This window comes from Akkermansia muciniphila (assembly GCF_018709685.1).
Classification (GTDB): domain Bacteria; phylum Verrucomicrobiota; class Verrucomicrobiia; order Verrucomicrobiales; family Akkermansiaceae; genus Akkermansia; species Akkermansia muciniphila_E.
Map to the genome: position 1 here is coordinate 69,245 of NZ_JABDHQ010000001.1, position 20,569 is coordinate 89,813.

Sequence of the window (20,569 nt, forward strand, 5' to 3'; positions counted from 1 at the left end):
GCGGGATTTGTCCCCCGCCTCCTTTTCCCGTTACGTTTGAAAAGGGCGAACTTCCGGAATGTGGGAAAACACGGCTTTCCGCCAGCCGGAGCGGGGTTATTCCCGGAGGGAATGTTCAAAAGCCCGGTACTGCACGGCCTCATACAAATGGGAATCCTGGATTTCCGGGTTACCCTCCAGGTCCGCTATGGTGCGGGCCACTTTCAGGATGCGGTCATAGGCCCGGGCAGAAAGGGACAGTTCCTCCACGGCGCGGAGCAGAATGTCCCGGCCTTCCGGCCGCAGGCGGCAGTACCTTTGCAGGGCTTTTCCGGAAAGAGCGGCGTTGCTGCGGAATGGAGTGCCGGCATACCTGCTGCACTGGAGCCGCCGGGCCGCCATGACGCGCTCCCGGATGCTGGAGGAGCATTCCCCGGCTGGCGCGGAAGCCAGGATGGAAGGGTCCACGGCGGGAACTTCCATCAGCAGGTCAAACCGGTCCAGAAGCGGCCCTGAAATCTTCCGGCGGTAGCGGGCAATTTGCGCCGGGGGACACGTGCAGGTTCTCCTTCTGTCCCCCAGATACCCGCAGGGGCACGGATTCATGGCTGCCGCCAGCATAAAGCGGCAAGGAAACGTCATGGTGCCGGAGGCGCGGGAAATCACCACATGGCCGGATTCCAGCGGCTGCCGCAGGGTTTCCAGCGCAGCGCGGCGGAACTCCGGCAGTTCATCCAGAAACAGGACGCCGTTATGGGCCAGGGACACTTCCCCCGGAGTGATATTTGCCCCTCCGCCCATCAGCCCCGCATCCGATATGGTGTGGTGCGGTGCCCGGAACGGCCGACGGGCCACCAGCCCGTTTCCCCGTTTCAAGAGTCCGCATGCGGAATGGATTTTACTGGTTTCCAGGGCTTCTTCCCGGCTCAGCGGGGGCAGGATGGTCGGAAGCCGCTGGGCCAGCATGGATTTGCCGGATCCCGGAGAACCGCTGAGCAGGATGTTGTGGCCTCCCGCCGCGGCAATCTCCATGGCGCGGCGGGCGTAGGATTGCCCCTTGATCTCGTCAAAATCCACGGCAATTTCCTTTTCTCCATCACTTTGTTCTTCCGCCCCGGAATTGGTGAAAGGAGCGGGCAGGGCGGCGGAGGTGAGCAGCTGCCAGGCTTCCCGCAGGGAGGAGACGGGATAAATATCCACGCCCTGCACCGGCGCCCCCTCATGGGCATTGGCACAGGGCAACATGATGCGTTTCCGTCCCATGCGCCTCGCCTCCATAATCTGTGGCAGGGTGCCTTGTACGGGGCGTACGGCGCCATCCAGGGCCAGCTCTCCCATGATGCACCAGCTAGAAGCGTCAATCTCCGTTTCCGCCGCTCCGGCAATCATTCCCAGGGCAATGGGAAGATCAAAGGCCGGCCCCTGCTTCCTTAAATCCGCCGGGGCCAGGTTGACGACAAAAATGCCCTGCTGGAAAGGCAGCCCGCTGTTCTGGATGGCCGTATCCACGCGCTGGCCGCTCTCCTTGACGGCCGTATCCGGCAAGCCCACGATAAAGATGCGTTTTTCCGCCATGGGGCGGAAATCCACTTCCACCTCCACCTCTATGCCATCCACGCCCAATACGGTAGAAGAATACAGCCGCGTCATCATTTCCCCATGCTAGCGGGGAACACCAAAAAATAAAGAAAAATAGCAGAACAAATAAAAATATCTGCCGGATTATTCAGCGCCGGGAGGCCCTCCGGAGGATTTCCCGCTCCTCTTCTGTGAGGCTGGACACGCCGGACCGGGATATTTTTTCCATAATGTCATTCACCTCTTCTTCGGAAGGGAAGCGGTTATTGGCGGAATGGCGTGCTGGGCGTGCCGGAGACTGATGGGAGGAAGGAACGACCCGTGCCTTGGGGGAGGACAGTTTTTCCTTCCACAGGATCAGCAGGGTCAGGATAAATCCGGCAAACATGCCGCCCAGGTGGCCCGCTTCACCGCCTGCATTGTTCCACTGGAAGATAATGACGGCGCAGGCAATGCCCAGCACGGCCAGCGCGAACTGGCGGACGCTCAGATTGACCGGAGGGAACAGAAGCTGGACCCGCGCATGCGGGAAAAGCACCGCGCACGCGGCCATGATGCCGTAAATGGAGCCGGAAGCCCCCACCATGGGAATGAAGCGCCACTCCGGATCAAAAAATCCCATGTACCCCAGCAGGGAGGAGAACAGGGCCGCAGCCACCCCGCAGAACAGGTAATACAGCAGGAAGCGCAGGTGGCCGAAGCGTTCCTCCACCACCGGGCCGAAAAACCACAGGGCAATCATGTTGAACAGGATGTGGCCCAGGTTGGCGTGCAGGAACTGGTAGGTGAACAGGCGCCACAGCTCCCCTTCATGAAAGCACGTATATTCGCTGTAGGCCCCGTAAAGCTGAATCAGGTCCAGGCGGCCGGGAGGGTAAATATTCCGCGGAATCTCCACCTGGAAGAAGAACCCGAGCATGAAGACGACCACATTAACCAGGATCAGCCAGTGCACTATGACGGCGCCGCGCTGGTCAAACAAATGCTGCCGTACCGTATTTCCCCAGTTCTCGTTCTCCGCTCGCATATAAGGCCGAATGTAATCGTGTTCAGGGCGTTTTGACAAGGAAAATACCCGTCCCGTTCAAGGAAGGGGAGGGAACCGCGCCGCATTATTTCCACAGTGCGGCGGGCAGCAGGTCCGGCGGCAGTTCCGCGCCGTGCACAAGATGTTCCGCCAGTCGGGCCGCCGACCACGGGGAGGTGGTCACTCCCTTGCTGCCCAGCCCGGAAAAGACATACTGGCCGTTCAGGCCCGGAATGGGCCCGGCGATGGGCTGGCTGCGCCGGATGATGGGGCGCACGGCGGCGCGTGCGCGGATGACGTTCATCTCTCCGGAATAGCGCCTGACCAGGTCCAGCATCAATTCCTGGACGGCAGGCGCCTCCGGAATGCCGGGAGCTTCCCACGCCCACGCGTACGTAGCGCCGAAGCGCCAGAAAGAGCCGTTGTGAACCAGCCAGCGGCCGAAGTGCAGGATGCCCGCGTGCCAGTCCAGCTCCTTCAGGTCCAAGTCCAGAATCGTTCCCTTGGAAGGGCGTCCTTTCAGCGGGGCCATGTCCGGATGGCATCCGGCCTCCCAGCCGGTGCACCAGACCACATGGGTGAAAATCCGTCCGTTCCAGTGGAAAAGGCCGTCTTCATCCGGCTGGATGTCTGCGGGAGACACGTCCGCTTCCGCAAAACGGCCCTGTTCCGTGAAAAACCGCCGCATCGCGTTGACCATGTCCTCCACGTGAAGGACGGCGGAACCGCGCGTATAAGCGGCTTTTCCCTGTCCTTCCCAGTGTTCGGGCCACGGAAAAAGGGGACCGGCATAGGGGCTGGATTCCGGGGCCATCTGGCGCTCCTGCCAGATTTCAAGCTGGTCCTCCGTTTCCAGTTCCCGGAAAATCGGGGTCTTCTGCCACCAGGAGCCGCCCAGTTCCCGTTCCGTTTCCGGATAAAAATCTGCTGCTGCGGACAGGCACTCCTCCTGCCGCCAGCCGGGGCGGAAGGCGCGGCCCGTCAGGGGATTCACCAGCCCGGCCGCCACACGGGAAGCCGTTTCCGCAACAGGGCGGTCCGCAATGGTGAAATCCGTGCCGCGGCGTTTCAATTCCCATGCCAGGCAGCTTCCCGCGATTCCCTGGCCGATGATAAGAATGTTCATGATCGTTGAATGAAGAACCGGAAAAGCCCGGGAATAATGGAAAAATGGAGGCAAGGTCTCTCTCCTCCGGAAGCGGAATACCCCGCAGGCGCCGGAATGCGCCTGCGGGGCTGGAAAAAGGCGTCTTAAAGGGCCGCGATAATGGCGTCCCCCATTTCCGCGGTGTTCACGCGAATTTCTCCGGGGGCTCCCGTAGCCAGGTCTCTCGTGCGGTAGCCCTGTTCAATCACGCGGCGCACGGCGGCGTCAATGGCGTCTGCCGCGTCCTTTTCCCCGAGGGAATAGCGCAGCAACATGGAAAGGGAAAGAATCTGGGCGATCGGATTGGCAATGCCCTTGCCGGCGATGTCCGGGGCGGAACCGCCGGAAGGCTCGTAAAGGCCGAAAAACAGGCCGTTGTCCCGGCTGCCCTGGCACAGGCTGGCGCTGGGCAGCATCCCCAGGGAGCCGCAGATCATGGCCATCTCGTCGGAAAGAATGTCCCCGAACAGGTTCTCCGTCACCAGCACGTCAAACTGGCGGGGATTGCGCACCAGCTGCATGGCGGCATTGTCCACGTACATGTGGAGCAGCTCCACGTCCGGATAATCCCTGGAAACCTCAATCATCGTCTCGCGCCACAGCAGGGAATTGGTCAGCACGTTCGCCTTGTCCACGCTGGTGACGCGCTTGCGGCGCCCGCGGGCGGCTTCAAAGGCCACCCTGGCAATGCGCTCCATCTCGCTCTTGTGGTAGCGCATGGTATCCACCACCACCACGTCGTCCCCTTCCTGCTCGCGGAAACGCGGCTGGCCAAAGTACAGGCCGCCCGTCAGTTCCCGGACGCAAAGAATATCAAAACCGCCTTCAATCAGCTCATTCTTGATGGGGGAGGCATGGGTAAGCGCAGGCAGGCATACGCCGGGGCGCAGGTTGGCATACAGGCCGAAGTGCTTTCTCAGAGGCAGCAGGGCGCCGCGCTCCGGCTGTTCATTGGCGGGAAGGTGTTCCCACTTGGGGCCGCCCACGGAGCCGAACAGGACGGCGTCCGCCTCCTCACAGGCGCGGATGGTTTCCTCCGGAAGGGCCTTGCCGCAATGGTCGATGCCCGCACCCCCCACAAAAGCCTCCTTGCGGCTCACGGTAAAACCGAATTTGGCGCTTACGGCGTCCAGAACCTTCAGGGCCTCCTTCATGACCTCGGGGCCGATGCCGTCGCCGGCCAGAACAGCAATATAATGGTGATGTTCACTCATGTCGCTGAAAGTCTGGGCATTCTCCCCTCAAAGGTCAAGAAACACCGCTGGCATGTCCATTTCCCGGCGCCTTTTTGCGTCAAAAAGCATACAGGAACAAAAAAGTACTTGCCAAACGCCCGTGCCTCCATTAAAAATCCCTCCGCGCTCCATGGAACGCAAACTCCCCTGTAGCTCAGCGGTAGAGCGGGTGACTGTTAATCACTAGGTCGTTGGTTCGAGCCCAACCGGGGGAGCCATTCTTTTTCTAAAGCCCTGTAAGTTCAACAACTTACGGGGCTTCTTTTTTGCCTGTTCCGGGGCTGGAAATGTGAAAAATCGTGGGGGAACAGCCATAAATGCTGACTCAATATCATTTTTTGATTCCGTTCCGGCGTAAAACCGCGCTTACCGGATAGAGTCATGAAGCGCTGGAAAGTAAATCCGGCACAATATGCTCCAAGCGGGTGGTGACGGGGCCGTATTCCGCCAGGTTGTCCGGCTTCTGCAAAGAAAACCGGGTATTTTTTCTTCAAGGGAAGAATAACGGCTGTATCGCCATTTGAAAAATGAGCCCGCAGGAGGGCGTTTGAGAGAACCCTTAGTTAAAGAGGCCGGAGAGCGGCATCATCCTGTATCTTAACCGGGCCACCAGTAAAAAGGATGCCGAGCATTCTCCGCTGAAAGAATTAAAACAGCGGAATCCTCAACAGGTTCCATTCCATTTTGATTCCCGTTCCGGTGCATTGATTCTGAAATAATATGGCTCCCCGGGCAAAGAGAGGGGAACCGTGCCGCGATGGAAGCGGCGCTCCTTGAATGGCGTTACTCGTGAAAAAGCATGGGTATTTGACAAGAGGGCAAATCACAGTAAAATTACTGAAATAATTGCAGTAAAAACATTGACCTGCTCCAATAATTCAGTAGGTTGGCATTGTTGCAGGAAAACAACGGATCGTAATCTGCTGCGCATTTCAAAACATGGCGAGACACGATGTTATTTACCATTACGCGGGCATGAAGGCGCTACAGTCCTGTTTGGCAAAGGAGCCGCAGGCAGGAATAGATGATTGGCGCGCCTCCGGCAGGGTGCTTCAGGCGTGATGCAAGAAAGATTCTGGAAAAATTGTGAAAACCTACCTGGACAAAAACGTCTATGAAGCGGCGCTGGAACGCATCGCCTACTGCTTCCAGGAGTTTGACCATGTTCTGGTGTCCTTTTCAGGCGGCAAGGATAGCGGCGTCATGCTCAATCTCTGCTACAATTATGCGGATGAACAAGGCCTGCTGGACAAGCTGACCATGTACCACCTGGATTACGAGGCCCAATACCAGATGACGACCGAGTATGTAACCCGGACGTTTCTGGAACAATTCCCCGGCATCCGTAAAATGTGGTATTGCGTGCCGGTCAAGGCCCAGTCGGCCTGCGCGCTGGGGGAGCCCTACTGGACGCCGTGGGACGCCGCCCAAAAAAAACTGTGGGTGCGGCCCATGCCGGAAAACCCCTATGTGATTCATGAAGGGAATCTTGACGTTCCGTTCCGGCACGGCATGGTGGATTACGAGTTCCAGGACAAGCTTTCACGCCACTTTGCCAGGCAGCACGGAACCACTGCCGTCATGGTGGGGCTGCGGGCGGATGAGAGCCTGAACAGGTACGCAGCCGTTGCACGCGGCAATAAACGGAGATCCTATCAAGGCAGAAAGTGGATCACGCAGACGGATGCCGTAACCGTCAATGCCTATCCTCTTTACGACTGGCGCGTCAGCGATATTTGGACGGCCAACGCCCGGTTTGGTTTTGACTACAACCGCCTTTATGACCTCTTGTACCACGCGGGCCTCACTGCCGGGCAAATGCGGGTGGCCAGCCCCTTCAATGATTGTGCCCAGGAAAGCCTGAAACTTTACAAGGTCATTGATCCCGCCAACTGGGCGCGCATGATCGGGCGCGTCAACGGCGTCAACTTTACGGGCCTGTACGGAGGCACAACGGCCATGGGCTGGAAAACCATCAAGCTGCCTCCCGGCCATACATGGAAGTCCTATTATGAATTCCTGCTTTCCACGATGGACGCGAAAACGGCAGCCCATTACAACGGCATCCTTGAAAAATCCAAAAAATACTGGACAAAAGGGGGCACCGTTGATCCCGGAACCGCTGATGAAGTGCTGGCCGCCTACCCCCTGGCCACCGTGACGGGGAAGTCGAGGCGCTACGGCGGGCGCGACGTCGTTCAATTCATGGGATACCCCGACGACATGCCCGTCAGCAATTTCCGGCAGGTACCCTCCTACAAGCGCATGTGCATCTGCATCATGAAGAATGACTACTTTTGCAGATATGCCGGATTCAGCCCTACCAAGGGGGCGCTTGCCCGGCGCCGTGCCGCCGTCAACAAATACCGCAATATTTCATGAACACCTCTTCTCCATCCCCCGTCTACAGGATCCGGCGTGTTCCGCTGGACCAAATCCGCTCCAATGCCTACAACCCGAACAGTGTGGCTCCCCCCGAAATGAAGCTGCTTTACCAGAGCATCAAGGAAGACGGCTATACGATGCCGATTGTCTGTTATAAACTGGAGGACGGCACCTATGAAATCGTTGACGGGTTCCACCGCTGCCAGATCATGAAAATACACCGCGATATCTACGAGCGGGAGGAAGGCATGGTGCCGGTGGCCGTTATCGACAAGCCCCTTGGAAACCGCATGGCCTCCACCATCAGGCACAACCGTGCCCGTGGCTCTCATAATATCGAACTCATGACCAACATTATCCGGGAATTGACGGAAGCGGGCATGTCGGATGCGTGGATACTTAAAAACCTGGGCATGGACGCGGCGGAACTGCTGCGCCTCAAGCAGCTCAGCGGTATTGCCGCCCTGTTTCATGACAGCGAATTCAGCCGGGCGTGGGAATCAAAATGACGCCAGTCCATGAACAAAGATGTCACTCAATTGCTGGAAGCCATCCGGAAGAAAACGGGCTGTGACACGAGCGGCGCCGTGCGCTGGCTGGCGGAGCAGGCCGGAGTATCCGAGAGAACGGCGTGGTACTGGAAACAGCAGGACAAATTGAGGACGGCAACGGAAAAAAACCTCGGCAGAATTGCGGAGGAATTGAAAAGGTAAGCAGGGGACTGTGTTTATGCCGCCGGGGAGGGATTTTCCATCAACCGGGGATGGCTTTTAACGGGGCCCCTGTTCAGGAACGGTCCTGTTTTTCCTTCTCCGGAAGGGACGGTTCAAAGATGCCGGGCAGGGAAGTGCCGTTCAGGAACAGCCCGGCAATGACGCGTGCCGCCTTATTCCCGTCCGCCGGCTGCCCACAGTCATTTTCCGCATGGAAAATGGCCTTGCTGACACGGGAGAATCTTTTTTATTTGAGCGAAACGGCATTTTGTTAGGTATACCTTATAACGAAGGAAAGCATCAGCGCCATGACCAGCAGCCGTGAAGATTATTTAAAAGCGATTGCCAGACTCCAGCAGAATGCGGAGCGCGTCAGCAACAGGCATATTGCGGATGATCTGGGCGTTTCCGCCGCTTCCGTCAGTGAAATTATCCGGAAGATGGAAAAGGAAGGCCTGGTGGAAAGCGTGGAGAAACGCTCCATCCGCCTGACGCGGAAAGGGGAGGAAGCCGCCGTGCGGCTGGTGCGCATTCACCGGCTGTGGGAGGTTTTCCTGGTAGACCATCTGGGATATGCGTGGGGGGACGTGCATGAGGAAGCGGAAAAGCTGGAACATGCGGCTTCACCGCAGTTGATGGAAAAGCTGGACCGTTTTCTGGGTTACCCGGAGATGTGCCCCCACGGGAGAAAGATACCGGGCAGGAAGAAGCAGGGACCGCAGGAAGGGCCGCTTTCCCGGCTGTCTGACCTTCCGGCAGGGATTCCGGCGGTGGTCAGGCGTGTGCCGGAGTCAAAGGAACTGCTGGAGCTTCTCGCCTCCTGCGGCATTCGCCTTCATGAAAAAGTGGCTCTCCTGGAAGAAGGCGCGCATTGCGGCGCGTTTCTGGTGGAAGCCCAGGAAGGGCGCCGGCTGGAATTGCCGGTAGCCGCCGCTGATGCCATCCTTGTGGAAATTTCTGCATGAACAATTAATAGAAAGGATAAACTGACCATGACATTAAACCAGTTGCCTGAAGGAAAAGCCGCCAGGATTGAGTCTCTGGGAGTGGAAAGCCGCCTGAGAAGGCGGTTGATGGATATAGGCATGATTCCGGGAACCAGGGTGGAATGCCTGGAACGCGGGCCGTTCGGGGACCCCGTTGCCTTTCTTGTGCGCGGAACGGTGATGGCGTTCAGGTCTTCCGATCTGGAACTGATTACCGTCAAGTCCGCCTGAAACCAGCCAATGAAGGAGACCCGGTGAGTCCGAATAGTGAAGAGGAACGGGACGGCTCTTGCGGTCCGGCGGAAAAGCGCATGCCTGTTGTGGCGCTGGCGGGCGCTCCCAATGTGGGGAAAAGCACGGTGTTCAACGCGCTGACGGGGCTGCGCCAGCATACCGGGAACTGGCCCGGAAAGACGGTGGTCCGTGCGGAGGGTATTGTGGGGCGCGGTTCGCGGGAGTACCTGCTGGTGGATACGCCGGGCACGTATTCCCTGCTGGCCTGTTCTTCGGATGAGGAGGCGGCGCGGGATTTCATCTGTTTTGGCCATGCGGATGCCGTCATCGTGGTCTGTTCCGCCACTAATCTGGAGCGGGATTTGAATTTGGCCCTCCAGGTCATGGAAACGACGGGAAATGTGGTGGTCTGCGTCAATCTGATGGATGAGGCCCGGCGCAAGGGCATCCGCATCAACTGTCCTCTTCTGGAAGAGCGTCTTGGAGTGCCCGTGGTTCCGGCGGCAGCCGCCAGGGGGGAGGGGCTGAAGGTCCTGGCGGAGACGGTGCAGCGGATGGCGTGGTCCGGAGAAAGGCGCCCCTCCCGCCACCTGTCCTACGGGAAGGACCTGGAACCGTGGCTGGAGCGTTTGGACGCCGCCGTTTCCGGCTGTTCCCTGAACGGCCTGGAAGCACGCTGGGCGTCCGTCAAGCTGCTGGAGGGGGATGAAGGAACGCTCGGGCTTCTGGCGCAATATGCGGGAAATGATTTAAGGAAAGAGAAGGAGGTGGAGGACATCCTCCGTGAGGCGTCCGCGGCGGATCCCTCTTCCGGCGAATCTTTCGGCGACCGTGTGGCGGCCGCCTTTGTGGAACGGGCGGAGCGGCTGTGCCAGGGAGTGGTCATCCTGCCGGACGGCGGGGGCCTGGGGCGCGACAGGCGCATTGACAAGGTGCTGATGGGCCGGTGGACGGCCTATCCTCTCATGTTCGTCCTGCTGGTGCTCATTTTCTGGATTACCATTGTGGGGGCCAATTACCCCTCCCAGTGGCTGGCGAACCTGCTTGGGGAAGGCCAGGAGGCCCTGACGGCCCTGTTCCGCCTGGCGCATGCTCCGGAATGGCTGCACGGCGTGCTGGTACTGGGCGTTTACCGCGTGGTGGCATGGGTCGTTTCCGTGATGCTGCCCCCCATGGCCATCTTTTTCCCCCTGTTCACGCTGCTGGAGGATTCCGGCTATCTGCCCCGGGTGGCGTTTAATATGGACAAGGTGTTCCAGAAGTGCTGCGGCTGCGGCAAGCAGGCGCTGACCATGTGCATGGGGTTCGGGTGCAATGCGGCGGGAATCACGGGATGCCGGATTATTGATTCCCCGCGGGAAAGGCTCGTCGCCATTTTGACGAACAACTTTGTTCCCTGCAACGGCAGGTTCCCCACGCTGATCGCGCTCATGACCATGTTCTTTGCCGGGTCCGTAGCATCCGGGTTGCAGCCGCTGGCCTCCGTTGCGGGGCTGGTGCTTCTGATCGGCTTGGGCGTGGGGATGACGTTTGCCGTGACGGCCCTGCTGTCCCATACGATCCTGAAGGGGACTCCGTCCTCCTTTACCCTGGAACTGCCCCCCTACCGCAAGCCCCAGATCGGGAAGGTGATTGTCCGCTCCTTCATGGACAGGACGCTGACCGTCCTGTGGCGCGCGGTGATGGTGGCGGCTCCCGCCGGGATCGTTATCTGGCTGATGGCTAATATCCGTTTGGGAGACGCCAGCCTGCTGGTGCACGGCACGCAGTGGCTGGACCCCGCCGGGCGCCTCATGGGGCTGGACGGCGTGATCCTGATGGCGTTTATTCTGGGCATTCCGGCCAATGAAATCGTCTTTCCCCTGATCATCATGGGGTACCTGGCTTCCGACAACATGATGGACATGGATGACATGAACCAGTTGAAATCCCTCCTGACGGACAACGGCTGGACCTGGGTGACGGCGTTGTGCACCATGCTGTTTTCCCTGATGCACTGGCCGTGTTCCACCGCCGTTCTTACGGTCCGCAAGGAGACGGGCAAATGGAAGTGGGCCCTGCTTGCCTTTGCCATCCCGACGGTCTGCGGCGTTGCCATGTGCATTCTGGTGGCGGGAACGGCGCGCCTGATGGGATTCGCCTGATTTGAGAGGGAATTCATGCCGCCGGGGCTTGCTCCGGAACGGCGGGAGCGTCCCTCCCCGGAACCCGGGAAGGGAACAGAAGGCCAAGGGTCCAGCTCTGCCGGAAAGACAGGCGCCTGCGGGGGTAAAGCGGCTCCCATCCTTTCCCGGTTCCGCGGATGTCCGCCTCAGGACAGGTGCATTCCTCCCGTGACGCCGAAGACTTCCGCAGTGATGAAGCTGGATTCCTGGGACGCCAGGAAGACGTACAGTCCGGATAGTTCCACAGGCTGCCCGGCGCGCTTGAGAGGCGTTTTTTGGCCGAATTCCGGCAGGTCTTCCTGAAGCTGGCCTCCCGTCACCTGCAGGGGCGTCCAGACCGGGCCCGGCGCCACCACATTGACCCGGATTCCCTTGGAGGCCACCTGCTTGGCCAGGGCGCGGCTGAAGGCGATGATGGCCGCTTTCGTGGAGGCATAGTCAATCAGGTTTTTGCCCGGCTGATAGGCCTGGATGGAGGAACAGGTGATGATGCTCGCCCCGGGCTTGAGGTGGGGGAGGACGGCCTTGGCAATCCAGAACAGGGAGAAGACGTTCACTTCAAATGTCTTGGTCAACTGCTCCGTGGTAATGTCCTGAATGTCTTCCACGGCCACCTGCTTGCCGGCCACCAGCGCCAGGATGTCCAGGCCGCCCAGTTTTTCCAGGGCGTCCCTGATGAGTTGCTTGCAGAAGGATTCATCGCTGAGGTCTCCGGGCAGCAGAACGGCCTTTCTCCCTTCCTTCCTGACCAGTTCCGCCACTTCCTCCGCGTCGCTTTGTTCTTCCGGAAGATAATTCAGGACCACATCCGCTCCTTCACGGGCATAGGCAATGGCGGCCGCGCGGCCTATGCCCGAATCCCCGCCCGTGACCAGGGCCTTCCGGCCGCGGAGCTTGCCGGTACCCTGATAGCTTTCTTCCCCGGCGTCCGGCACGGGCTTCATTTCGGATTGCAGGCCGGGGGCTTCCTGCTGCTGTTTTTCATACCCTTCCCGGTGGAATTCATGGCGGGGGTCCTGCATCTTGCGAATATCTTTTGTGCTCATTTTTTCATTAATCGTGCTGTTGGCGCGGTACTGCCGGGAAGAATGAATATTCCTGCCTGGCGGCTGCATTTCTTCTCCGGTGTTCCGCTTCTCTTCTCCGTGATGACCGGAGCCCGCGTTATCCGTTCAGGGGAAGACGGGTTTTTATGATAACATGTCATTGATATTCATGGATATAATGTTATTCTGAATAATATTCCCCTTGATCAGGATAAAACTTTCCAATCCCGCTCTTCCTTGAATACTTTTAAATTTCTCCAATTTGTTATCAGGAAAAATTACCGGCCGGAAGGTCAACCGGCAGGGCGGTTGCTTCAGGACAATCCGTAAATAAAATATCCGGCCAATCCCGTCAGGCTCATCAGCAGGATGGGGTTCATCTTCCATTTCCGCAGGATGAACAGGGCCGCGCCGAAAAGGATGATGCTCGGAATATCCACCTCCGTGATGGCGTGCCAGTCAAAGGTGCCGCAGAAGGTCAGCATCAGGATGGTGCCCCCGGCGGACATGATCAGTCCCACGGAAGCTGCTTTCAAGCCTTCCAGAACCCCGGAGACGTAAGCGGACCTTTTGTGCCTCTGGAAAAAGAGGTGCAGCAGCAGCGCCGCGGCCACGCCGGGAATGATGCATCCCAGGGTGGCCGCCACGGCTCCGGGAATGCCGGCGATTTGCAGCCCCACGAAGGTGGAGGTGTTGATGGCCAGCGGCCCCGGCGTCATCTGGGAGATGGTGATAATATCCGTAAAGACCTTCTGCGTAATCCAGCCCTGGTGAATCACCACCTGGTCCCGGATCATGGGGATGACGGCATAGCCGCCCCCGATGCTGAACGCGCCGATCTGGAGAAAGACGCTGAAAAGCTGCCAGAGCGCCTGCATCATCCGGCCCTCCTTCCCAGCGTTCTCCAGACGTGCCAGAGGCTCAGGACGCAGCACACGGCCAGAATGGCGGCGATGTTGAGACGGAAGACGAAGCTGGCCAGGAACGCGCCCGGCACCAGGGCATTCAGCAGGGCGGATTTTCTGCGGAGAATCATCTGCCACATGTCCGCCACAATGTCCACAATGAGCGCCGCCACGCCCGCCTGCATGCCGCGCAGCACCGCTTCCACGGCGGTATTGGAGCTGAAGGCGTCATACCAGACGGATACGATGGAGAGGATGATCAGCGGCGGAATGACGGCTCCCAGGCAGCTGGATACTACGCCGGCCATGCCTGCGGTCCGGTGCCCCGCCAGCGCGGAGAGGTTGACGGCAATGGCCCCGGGCGCAGATTGCGCGATAGCGGCCATGGACAGAAGCTCCTCCTTGGAAAACAACCGTTTTTTCCGGACAAAGTACTTGCTGATCATGGGAACGACAATGTAGCCGCCCCCAAAGGTGAAAGCCCCGATGAACAGGTTGATCCAGAATAACCAGAGGCATCTTTTGACTTTTTCTCCTGTCATGCGGATTACGTTTAAGGGGAGGAAATGGCGCTGCGGGTTCCGGCTTTGCCGAAGAATGGACGCCGTTTTCAGGGGGAGAATGTCTTAATGCCCCGTGCTGCTTCCTTTTTCCAAGGATGATGGAACACGGAAATCCTACCACAGCCGCCGCTGGAATTCCATGCCATTACACCCGCAAAGGCAAAAAATATGGGAAGGAGGAGTTTCCTGGCCCTTGCAGCGCGGTGGTATCGTGAAATCTTTGCACGCCGGGAAACGGGCACAAAAAATCCGGCGGGTTTTACCCTGCCGGACGTAAAAAATAAAGGAAGTAAAAGGTGGAAAATTACTCGTCCCCTGCTGTGTTCCGGTTAAGGAAGAAAAGTGCAGTTACTTTTTTTCCCGTTCCAGTTCCGCTTTACGGGCCAGGATTTTGTCCATGACGGCCTGGCGGTCCTCTTCCGGGATTTCCACGGGATTGCCGCGGTAATCGCTGGTCATGGCGGCCAGGGCTCCTCCAACGTGGTGCATGTTGAAGATAGGCAGTTTCCAGGTGGAAGGCTTTTCAGGGTCCGGCACGTACGCGAAGTCGGAAGCAGGCCATTCTTCCCCGTCCACTTCTTTCGTTTTGGGTTCTCGATCACGGTCCATAAGGAATAGACAACCCTGTCCGCCGCCATGGTGAAAAATGGCGGGAATAAGACGCACAAATCCGCGTGTCCGGCAGAAGAATGCCTTTTTCTTTTTCTCATTTTGAATGGAACGGAAAGTTCCGGCGTCTGTTGTACCAGTCATGCAGGCCGGGATGATCCGCACAGGGAAGGAAACCGTGGGAGCGGCCTGCGCCGCTTCCGCTTTTTGCTCTTTACAAGAGGGCCGGGATGGATAAGCATAACTGCATTAATTTATAATTATTCTTATTTATGGAAAGTACCTATCAACATGCCCAGCTTCCGGAAGACCGCATTCCCGCCTTGCGCGTGGAGCCCATGCCCGCGGATACCAATCAGAGCGGGGAAGTGTTCGGCGGCTGGGTGATGAGCCAGGTGGACCTTGCGGGCGCCAATACGGCCATGCGTTATGCCCTGAGCCGCTATATTGTGACGCGTGCGGTCAGCAGCCTGACGTTTGAAGCTCCCGTGCTGGTGGGGGATATAGTTTCCTTTTATACGGAGATTCTCAAGGTGGGGCGCACTTCCGTCACGGTGAAGGTGGAGGTGTACGCGGAACGCCTGACGAAGCTCTGCAACAACATTGCCAAGATTACGGAAGCGGAGCTGGTTTACGTGGCCCTGGGGGCGGATAAGAAGCCGATCACCCTGGAAGAGTCCCGCGCCCAGTTTGCGCAGTGCTGCTCCATTGATACGGGAGAGAGCGTTTCCTGTTCCTGAACGGGCGCGCCTCTCCGGCATCAGGCCGCTTTTTTCCGTTTGCGGGTAATGCCCTTGTCCTTGTCCACCAGGGCAAAGATGAAGGAGCTGGCCGCCGCCGTGATGCCAATGGTGACGAAGGTGGCGTGGAAGGCGGCTTCCACGGCTGTTCCGGACGTGGCCGAGTGGCCGCCGAAGCTGTCCAGCAGCAGGGAAGCTGCGGCGATGCTGACGGCGATGGATAATTGCATGATGGTGGAGAGCAGGGAGTTGCCGCTGCTGGCGTCCGAGTTGGGAAGGTCGATCAGCGTCAGGGTGTTCATGCAGGTGAATTGAATGGAGTTGGCTCCCCCCAGCAGAGCCAGCATGCCCAGCAGGGTGAGTTCACTGGTGCCGGGGCCGACGAAGTAGAACGCCGCCAGCAGGGCTCCGATAGTAAAGGTGTTGACCACCATGATGTTCCGGTAGCCGAATTTGCCGAGCAGCCGCGGCGCGACCGTCTTTGCCAGCAGGTTGCTCAGCGCCAGGGGGATCAGGGACATGCCGGATTGAAGGGCTGAGTAGCCCAGCACCACCTGGAAGAAGAGCGGAATCAGGTAAGGCAGGCAGCTTCCGCCCAGCCGGCAGACGATGTTGCCCGCAATGCCGATGGCGAAGTTCCTGATGCGGAACAGGGCGGGGCTGAAGAGGGGCGCCTTTGACCGGAACGCCAGCACCCAGTACAGGAGCTGAAGGACGCCTCCGGCAGACATGAGCAGGATCATGCGTTCCCTGTCTTCCGTGCCTCCTGTGGCGGAGAGGCCCATGGTGACCAGCACGGCGGAGGAGGAGAAGAGGAGGAACCCGGGCCAGTCAAATCCCTGTTCCCGGACGGCTTTCAGGTCCGGCATGATTTTCCAGGTGGCCCACAGGCCCGCGAGGCCCACCGGAATGTTGATCAGGAAAATCCAGTGCCAGGAGGCGTACTGGACGATGATGCCGCCCAGCACCGGACCCAGGAGCGGCCCCAGCAGCGCCGGAATGGTCACGATGTTCAGGACGTTCACGAACATGGAGCGCGGGTAGGAGCGAAGAACCACGAGCCGCCCCACAGGCATCAGGAAGGCGCCCCCGATTCCCTGGATGACGCGGCAGGCGGTCATCATGGGAACGGAGGTGGAGAGGGCGCAGAGCAGGGACCCCGCGGAGAAGACGGAGATGGCGAAGAGGAAGGTGCGGCGGGAGCCCAGCTTGTCGGAAATCCACCCGGAGGCCGGGATCAGGACGCAGACGGTGAGCATGTAGGCCGTTACCAGGGAATGGAGCTGGAGCGGGTGGCTGTGGAAGCTCCGGGCGATGGTGGGAATGGCCGTGTTCAGGATAGTGGCGTCCAGCATCTGCATGAAGAATGCGGATGCCACCAGAAAGGGCAGGTAGCGCAGCGCTTTTGAGGATGTCTGCAATTTTTCCATGGACGGCCGCCGCCAGTATCCGGCTGGGCCGCGCCGGGGGCAAGGCAGATGTTTGTCCGGGATGCTCCCGTTTGTTTTTCCGGGAGTCTGCGGGGGCTCCGTTTACGCCTTGGGAGGTTCCGGAGCGCGGCGGCCGAGCACGCGCCTGGAGAGCCACGCACGCACGGGTTCGTCATAGAGCTTCAGGCACCCGTAGGCCACGGCAATGCAGAGGAAGAGGACGCCCACCGCCACGGGGAGAGCCCGGGAAAAGGGGACTTCCGCGTCGTGCACCCATGCCAGGTAGATGTAGACAATGGGATAGTGGGTGATGTAAAGGGGGTAGGAGATGTTTCCCAGGAAGCGGCTGGCCCGGGAGGAGATGTCTCCGGGGATGTCGCTGGCCCCCATGAAGACCACCGCCGGGAAGATGATGATGATGCAGAAGGCGTCATACAGGCCGTTCAGGTGGAAATTTTCCGCGCCGCCCACATGCGGCATGGCCAGGGCCGCCGCCAGAAGCAGGCTGCACCACCAGAAGCCGTGCCTGATCCGTCCCGGCTTGCACAGCCGGAACAGGAGCAGCCCGCCGAAGAAGGGGAACATGAGGCGCGTGAGGCCCACGCGGCATTGTTCCACGTCCAGCGTCCAGCCGCCGATGTTGTTGCCCTGCGTGTAGCATTGGTGGATGAGGGCGCATCCCGCCAGGAATACCAGGACCGCCAGCCATCTGCTGGTGAATTTCCTGATGAGCACGGCGTAAAGGATGTTGGCGATGTATTCGAAGAAGAGGGACCAGGCCGGACCGTTCAGGGGGTGCATTTCCGTCCATCCCCGGATGTCCAGGGAGACGGGCACGGGCAGCAGGGTGAACCCCACGGTCATGACCAGCAGCATTTTCCACACGGGAGTTTGCGCCAGGTTGGGAAAAATCTCGGAGCCCTGGAAGTAGAAGAGGATGCCTCCCAGCAGCATGCCCATGACTACCATGGGCTGCAGTCGCACCAGCCTTCGCTTGCAGAAGTTCCATAGGCTCATTTTTCCCCAGCGGTCGTCATAGGCGTATCCGATGACGAACCCGGAGAGCATGAAGAAAAAGTCCACAGCCAGGTAGCCGTGGTTGATGATCTGGTCCGTATGGAATTGGAAGTCCTTTGTGCTCCCTTCAAACATGTGGAACAGGACCACCATGACGGCCGCCACGCCGCGCAGGCCGTCCAGGGCGGCATAATGCGGTTTGGGAGCCAGGACGGATGGAGAGAGGGGAACCGGAGCGCTCATGGTATAAAGTACGGCAAAAAATGATCGTGCTTGCAGAAAGATGGATGATATTTGCGTGGCGCGCAGCCGCGGTGCCGGAAGGGCCCTTCCTGCGGAAAAGATCCCGGTGCGGGGCTGTGCTGTAGCGGCCCGCCCGGCAGGCGGGCAGACCGCCTCCTATATTCCACAGGGAGGAAGAGAGGTAAAGAAAAATGAAGAAATGGAGAGGGATTTTCGCAGTCCCCTTTTCCGGAGTGGGGAACAGGTTCCTGCAAAAACGGTCCGGGGGGACTTACGGAACGGGCGTGAGCACCACGGATTTCGTCTCCGCCCCGCTGGTGATTCCCTTGACGGTCAGAGTGCATTTTCCCGGCGGCAGCGTGATGGTGCCGGGGGAGTATTTGACGAACCGGGACCAGCCCCCGGTGCCCGGGAAGGTGAATTCCGTCAATTGGTCATTGACGGAATAACCCAGCTTGAACAGGGTGGAGGGAGCGTCCGCAATGGCGTAATCCGTCGTGACCGTGTAGGTGCCGCCTTTTTTGGTGTAAATGTCCCAGCTGACGGAATTGAAGTGGGACAGGACGGTGAATTTCCCCATGTCTTTTGCCAGGGCGCGGGTGACGAGGCAGTTTTCAGGCAGAAGCGTGATTTTGCCGCTCGCGGCGGCCCGGACTACCGGGAAAATGGCGGTGGGAATCAGCCGGATATAGCGGACGTAAATGCCGTCCCTTCCTTTTTTCTTCAGCGTGAAGGTTTGCTTGCCCTTGGCCAGGTTCATGCGGCCCAGGTGGTAGATGCCTCCGTCTGCCGTGCCGCCGCCGGAGGTGGGCACGTTCCACAGGAAGGGGGCGCTGCCGCCGCATTTCAACTCATACTGGGCGGTGGCGGAAGCTGTCCAAGGGAACGTGTACCAGACTTCAATGACGTATTCCCCGTCATTCGCCACGTTGACTTCCCAACTGGCGCCGGAGTCTTTTTCCGCCATGCCGGCAATGAATTTGCTGGACTGTATTTTTGCCAGCTTGCTTTTGGAAAGCTCCGCGTCTTCAGCCTTCATCAGGATGGCTTTCCCTTGGACAATGCCGGAGGATGCCGTTTTAACCAAACCGTCCGCCGGGAATTTGGCCTGGGCGGTCATGCAAAGAAGAAGGGAGGCATGGAGAAGGAAGAGCAGTTTCATGTTGGATATGGGTGTTGATAGTTGAGAAACAGAGATGAATCTTCTCAGGTCTTGTCCTTCAAGATACCGTTGCGGTCAATAAAAAAGTGGAAGATTTTTCCGTATTTTTCCCGGCTCCAAGGGTGGAACGGCTGCATGGCCATCCGCAGAATCCCCGTGGTGAAGGCTCCAGGAAAGGGATTTTTGGGCGGAAGGGAAGCGCCGTGGTCCGGCACGGAATTTTCTGGAGATTCCAAGCCGGAGGCAGAGGAGGAAAAAGATAAAAATCTGCTTGTCCTCAATGCATCAGAAGCCTTTAATCAATGATAGCCGGACAGTGGTCCGGCGTAACCCCAACTACGATGATGAAGAATTATTATTTGCTGATTTTCCTCCTGTCCGGGATGGGAGCGGGAGTGCTGAAGGCTGAAAAAACGCTGTCCGACTTTGACCGGGAGCCTTTTGAGCAGCCTCTGATCAGGCCCGGAAAAACGCTCCTGTCCCCTGCGGCGGCCCGTGTGGAAGCCTATATGGAAAGCCTGCCTCCCGGAGAACGGGAAAACGCGTCCGTTCCCTGTTTGGTGCAGGTGAAGGACGTGGCCGCAAACAGCTGGCCCGGTGTGAAGGGGAAAGCGGGAACGGACTGGATTGCTGCGGAGCTGTTTTTCCAGCTCAACGGCTGTTCCGTTTCCCTGGAGAGGCAATTATTTCAGAATGCCCGGAAACCCGTGGTTCCAGTCGGTTCGCGGCTGTTGTTTTCCGGCTCCCTGCCCGCTGGCGTGCTCCGGAACGCCCTGCTGCCGGGGGAGACGTATGAAAACCCGGAAAAGGCGGATAAAATTTGCCGGGCCGTTTTTAAAAATTTAAAGAGAGCGGAAGGCACGCCTCCCTCCATCCCGGATATGGCGCCTGCTTTGCAGGAGAAATACATGAAGAAAAATCCTGCCGCCGCTGTGGTTCCGGCCGCCCTGCTGAAGGAGATTGCCGGGGATGGGTACCGGATTCGTTCGGAATCGTTGCCGAATGGTATGAGAGCCGTGATTTTTTCCAGCGGGGCGGAAGAAAGCTGCCTGGCGGCCAACCGGCGCTGGATGGAGCTGGTTCCCCTGCCGGAGGAAGATTACTTCATCGTAATCAACCATCTGGACGGCCACACGGCGACCCTGCTGCTTTACCGGGTCGTTAGGCATGAGTATGAGGTTTCCAACACGGATGAAGGTACGGCGGAGGCCTCCCTTCCGGAGATTTCCGTGGAATGCGTGTACCGGGCCCCGGCCATTTACAACGTGGTGTGGTGGCTGGGGGGCTGGGATTATGAAGGGAACGTGATGCGCGTGGTACGCCGGGAGATGATGGAGAAGCAGGGGTATGAAACCGTTTTTTATGACGTTCCCATCCGGTAGAGTATCGGGAAACCGGGCTTTTC

General features: G+C 58.9%; 20 protein-coding genes and 1 tRNA gene. 10 read left to right on the forward strand and 11 right to left on the reverse strand.

The genetic code is table 11. The features are described 5' to 3' along the window. Nucleotides 1-96: 96 nt before the first annotated feature. The 4 genes from HHJ06_RS00240 to leuB all read right to left on the reverse strand — a co-directional run bounded on the left by HHJ06_RS00240 (nucleotide 97) and on the right by leuB (nucleotide 4,945). The gene (locus HHJ06_RS00240) at nucleotides 97-1,632 is read right to left on the reverse strand and encodes a YifB family Mg chelatase-like AAA ATPase (protein ID WP_215426804.1); all 1,536 of its coding nucleotides are present in this window, start codon (nucleotides 1,630-1,632) and stop codon (nucleotides 97-99) included. A gap of 73 nt (nucleotides 1,633-1,705) precedes the next feature. Continuing rightward, nucleotides 1,706-2,584: a rhomboid family intramembrane serine protease gene (locus tag HHJ06_RS00245; protein ID WP_215426805.1), complete on the reverse strand. Its 879-nt coding sequence runs from the start codon at nucleotides 2,582-2,584 to the stop codon at nucleotides 1,706-1,708. 85 nt (nucleotides 2,585-2,669) lie between these two features. Continuing rightward, nucleotides 2,670-3,710: an NAD(P)/FAD-dependent oxidoreductase gene (locus HHJ06_RS00250; RefSeq protein WP_215426806.1), complete on the reverse strand. Its 1,041-nt coding sequence runs from the start codon at nucleotides 3,708-3,710 to the stop codon at nucleotides 2,670-2,672. A 125-nt stretch (nucleotides 3,711-3,835) separates the two neighbouring features. After that, on the reverse strand, nucleotides 3,836-4,945 hold the full coding sequence (gene leuB / locus HHJ06_RS00255) for a 3-isopropylmalate dehydrogenase (RefSeq protein WP_215426807.1): 1,110 nt from the start codon (nucleotides 4,943-4,945) through the stop codon (nucleotides 3,836-3,838). A gap of 164 nt (nucleotides 4,946-5,109) precedes the next feature. Between leuB and HHJ06_RS00260 the strand changes: the two genes are divergently transcribed. From HHJ06_RS00260 to feoB, 7 genes are all read left to right on the forward strand, one after another. Continuing rightward, nucleotides 5,110-5,184 (forward strand) — tRNA-Asn (locus HHJ06_RS00260). A gap of 868 nt (nucleotides 5,185-6,052) precedes the next feature. After that, nucleotides 6,053-7,348, forward strand: coding sequence for a phosphoadenosine phosphosulfate reductase (locus tag HHJ06_RS00265; RefSeq protein WP_215426808.1), 1,296 nt, complete (start codon nucleotides 6,053-6,055; stop codon nucleotides 7,346-7,348). After that, nucleotides 7,345-7,860, forward strand: a complete 516-nt coding sequence (locus tag HHJ06_RS00270) for an IbrB-like domain-containing protein (RefSeq protein ID WP_215426809.1) — start codon at nucleotides 7,345-7,347, stop codon at nucleotides 7,858-7,860. Before HHJ06_RS00265 ends, HHJ06_RS00270 begins: the two co-directional genes overlap by 4 nt. Nucleotides 7,861-7,869: 9 nt before the next feature. Beyond that, nucleotides 7,870-8,064, forward strand: a complete 195-nt coding sequence (locus HHJ06_RS00275; RefSeq protein ID WP_215426810.1) for a hypothetical protein — start codon at nucleotides 7,870-7,872, stop codon at nucleotides 8,062-8,064. Nucleotides 8,065-8,372: 308 nt separating this feature from the next. Then, nucleotides 8,373-9,029: a metal-dependent transcriptional regulator gene (locus tag HHJ06_RS00280; protein ID WP_215426811.1), complete on the forward strand. Its 657-nt coding sequence runs from the start codon at nucleotides 8,373-8,375 to the stop codon at nucleotides 9,027-9,029. Between the two features lie 27 nt (nucleotides 9,030-9,056). Next, complete coding sequence (locus HHJ06_RS00285; protein WP_215426812.1) at nucleotides 9,057-9,281, forward strand: FeoA family protein; 225 nt, start codon at nucleotides 9,057-9,059, stop codon at nucleotides 9,279-9,281. Between the two features lie 23 nt (nucleotides 9,282-9,304). Then, entirely contained in the window at nucleotides 9,305-11,428 is a 2,124-nt protein-coding gene (feoB, locus tag HHJ06_RS00290) for a ferrous iron transport protein B (RefSeq protein WP_215426813.1), read from the forward strand. A 167-nt stretch (nucleotides 11,429-11,595) separates the two neighbouring features. Here the strand turns inward: feoB and HHJ06_RS00295 are convergent, their stop codons facing one another. The 4 genes from HHJ06_RS00295 to HHJ06_RS00310 all read right to left on the reverse strand — a co-directional run bounded on the left by HHJ06_RS00295 (nucleotide 11,596) and on the right by HHJ06_RS00310 (nucleotide 14,572). Further along, nucleotides 11,596-12,495, reverse strand: a complete 900-nt coding sequence (locus HHJ06_RS00295; protein WP_251841344.1) for an SDR family oxidoreductase — start codon at nucleotides 12,493-12,495, stop codon at nucleotides 11,596-11,598. Nucleotides 12,496-12,809: 314 nt separating this feature from the next. Further along, on the reverse strand, nucleotides 12,810-13,373 hold the full coding sequence (locus HHJ06_RS00300; protein ID WP_343206584.1) for a chromate transporter: 564 nt from the start codon (nucleotides 13,371-13,373) through the stop codon (nucleotides 12,810-12,812). Then, nucleotides 13,373-13,942, reverse strand: a complete 570-nt coding sequence (locus tag HHJ06_RS00305) for a chromate transporter (RefSeq protein WP_215426815.1) — start codon at nucleotides 13,940-13,942, stop codon at nucleotides 13,373-13,375. The genes HHJ06_RS00300 and HHJ06_RS00305 overlap by 1 nt, the downstream gene beginning before the upstream one ends. A gap of 369 nt (nucleotides 13,943-14,311) precedes the next feature. Then, on the reverse strand, nucleotides 14,312-14,572 hold the full coding sequence (locus tag HHJ06_RS00310) for a hypothetical protein (protein ID WP_215426816.1): 261 nt from the start codon (nucleotides 14,570-14,572) through the stop codon (nucleotides 14,312-14,314). Between the two features lie 272 nt (nucleotides 14,573-14,844). Between HHJ06_RS00310 and HHJ06_RS00315 the strand changes: the two genes are divergently transcribed. Next, on the forward strand, nucleotides 14,845-15,312 hold the full coding sequence (locus tag HHJ06_RS00315) for an acyl-CoA thioesterase (RefSeq protein WP_215426817.1): 468 nt from the start codon (nucleotides 14,845-14,847) through the stop codon (nucleotides 15,310-15,312). 20 nt (nucleotides 15,313-15,332) lie between these two features. On the opposite strand, the gene HHJ06_RS00320 is transcribed toward HHJ06_RS00315, so the two are convergent. The 3 genes from HHJ06_RS00320 to HHJ06_RS00330 form a co-directional block, all read right to left on the reverse strand. Next, nucleotides 15,333-16,742, reverse strand: coding sequence for a DHA2 family efflux MFS transporter permease subunit (locus tag HHJ06_RS00320; protein WP_215426818.1), 1,410 nt, complete (start codon nucleotides 16,740-16,742; stop codon nucleotides 15,333-15,335). Between the two features lie 102 nt (nucleotides 16,743-16,844). Continuing rightward, nucleotides 16,845-18,002 carry an acyltransferase family protein gene (locus HHJ06_RS00325; protein WP_215426819.1) on the reverse strand — a complete coding sequence of 386 codons (1,158 nt, stop codon included), beginning with the start codon at nucleotides 18,000-18,002 and terminating at the stop codon, nucleotides 16,845-16,847. Between the two features lie 271 nt (nucleotides 18,003-18,273). Then, nucleotides 18,274-19,164: a hypothetical protein gene (locus tag HHJ06_RS00330; RefSeq protein ID WP_215426820.1), complete on the reverse strand. Its 891-nt coding sequence runs from the start codon at nucleotides 19,162-19,164 to the stop codon at nucleotides 18,274-18,276. Nucleotides 19,165-19,299: 135 nt separating this feature from the next. On the opposite strand from HHJ06_RS00330, the gene HHJ06_RS00335 reads away from it, so the two are divergent. Both HHJ06_RS00335 and HHJ06_RS00340 read left to right on the forward strand, forming a co-directional pair. Continuing rightward, on the forward strand, nucleotides 19,300-19,470 hold the full coding sequence (locus HHJ06_RS00335; protein WP_215426821.1) for a hypothetical protein: 171 nt from the start codon (nucleotides 19,300-19,302) through the stop codon (nucleotides 19,468-19,470). Beyond that, a complete protein-coding gene (locus tag HHJ06_RS00340; protein ID WP_215426822.1) occupies nucleotides 19,467-20,546 on the forward strand; it encodes a hypothetical protein in 1,080 nt (359 codons plus the stop codon). The genes HHJ06_RS00335 and HHJ06_RS00340 overlap by 4 nt, the downstream gene beginning before the upstream one ends. Nucleotides 20,547-20,569 lie beyond the last annotated feature (23 nt).